Raw genomic sequence first — 1,749 nt, forward strand, 5'->3', positions numbered from 1 at the left:
AGTCTGTGTATCTGGCCCGGCCCATGCGGTTTCAAATACTCAAGCGTCGAAGCGCTCGCCGAACATTATGGCGAACTGATTGCGGGCCGCAAACCATTCCCGTACGTTCCGGCCATCCTTCTCAAATTTTCGGATTGCGAGGTAGATGAGCTTGGTCGCGGCCTCGTCGGTTGGGAAGGAGCCACGCGTCTTGATTGATTTCCGGATCACGCGGTTCAGGCTTTCTATGGCATCTGTAACCGGTATGAAGATCCCGGTGCCAATGTTCGGCCCCGATTCTCTGATCAGGGTGTATGCTGCGAGCATCCGGGACAGAGGCACCGGGAGCACGAAGGTGCGGGCAGGCCGATGTATACGATGAGCCGCGAGCTCGTATTAGTAGCTGGCCGCCTCTGCGACTCGCCCGGTTGCGCCGAGAGCGCGAATCCGTAGTTGTCGTGTCGCCCGCCGCTCCCGCTTTTTTGTCACTGGCAAGGGAGGCGCGCATGCGACGCGTGATCGGCATCGATATCCACCGCACCTTTGGGGAGGTGGTGATCTGGGAGAATGGCCTGACCCGGCACGAAGGCCGGGTCGAGATGACCCGCACGGCCCTGGAGGGGTTCGGCAGGCAACTCAAGAAGACGGACGAGGTGGTGATCGAGGCGACCGGAAACTGCATGGCGGTGTCCCGGATCCTGTCGCCCTATGTGAAGCGGGTGGTGATTGCCAATCCGCTTCAGGTCAAAGCGATCGCCCATGCCCATGTGAAGACCGACAAGGTCGACGCCGGGACGCTGGCCAGCCTGCATGCGGCCGGCTACCTGCCGGAAATCTGGACCCCGGATGCGGCGACGGAGCGGATGAGCAGGCTGGTGGCGCGCCGCTATCAGGTTGTCCGGCACCGGACCCGGATCAAGAACGAGGTGCATGCCATCCTGCATGCGCATCTGATCCCGAAGTGCCCGCATGCCGATCTCTTCAACCAGCGCGGCCGCGACTGGCTGGCCCGCCAGCCGGTGCCTGAGGACGAACGGGCCGCGATTGCGCGCCATATCCGCGAGCTCGACCGGCTCGGAGAGGACCTTACCCAACTCGACTGCGACATCGCCCAGGACGCCTTGGAGGACGAAGAGATCCAGCGCCTCCTGACCATCACCGGGGTCAATCTGGTGGTCGCCGCGGGGCTGATGGCGGCGATCGGCAGCATCGAGCGGTTCAAGTCGCCGCAGAAACTGGTGAGCTATTTCGGGTTGAACCCGCGCGTCCGCCAATCCGGTCTGGGACCCGCCCACCATGGCCGGATCAGCAAGGCCGGCCGCAGCCATGCCCGCGCCATGCTGGTCGAGGCGGCCTGGGCCGCGGCGAAAGCGCCGGGTCCGTTGCGCGCCTTCTTCATCCGCATCCGCGCGCGGCGCGGACATCAGATCGCCGCCGTCGCGGTGGCGCGCAAGCTTGCGGCCATTTGCTGGCACATGCTGACCAAATACGAAGACTATCGCTGGGCCCGGCCCAGCCTGGTGGCCACAAGCGCCGCGCCATGGAACTGGCGGCCGGGCAGCCGCAGAAAAAGGGTAATCGGCGTGGTGCAGGCTATGCCTACAATGTGAAGGAGCTGCGCCACCAGGAAGCCAAGATCGCTGAGCAAGCGGAGAAAAGCTACGAGCACTTCGTGGCGGCCTGGCGGCCACACCCTCCAAAACAGGGCGGGTGTGCGGCCGCCTCAAACCGGCAGGGACTGAATAGGCTGCCCGGTGACGCTTCCAGCCG

The 1,749-nt window shown here is 64.4% G+C and carries 2 pseudogenes; one reads left to right on the forward strand and one right to left on the reverse strand.

What is annotated here, in order from left to right:
- Window positions 1-39: 39 nt before the first annotated feature.
- Window positions 40-237 (reverse strand): annotated as a pseudogene (locus AB9K35_RS00050) (transposase); the annotation flags it as partial.
- A gap of 266 nt (window positions 238-503) precedes the next feature.
- Here AB9K35_RS00050 and AB9K35_RS00055 point away from each other — a divergent pair.
- A pseudogene (locus AB9K35_RS00055) lies at window positions 504-1,749 on the forward strand (IS110 family transposase); the annotation flags it as partial.

Source organism: Leisingera sp. XS_AS12, from assembly GCF_041224635.1.
Taxonomy (GTDB): domain Bacteria; phylum Pseudomonadota; class Alphaproteobacteria; order Rhodobacterales; family Rhodobacteraceae; genus Leisingera.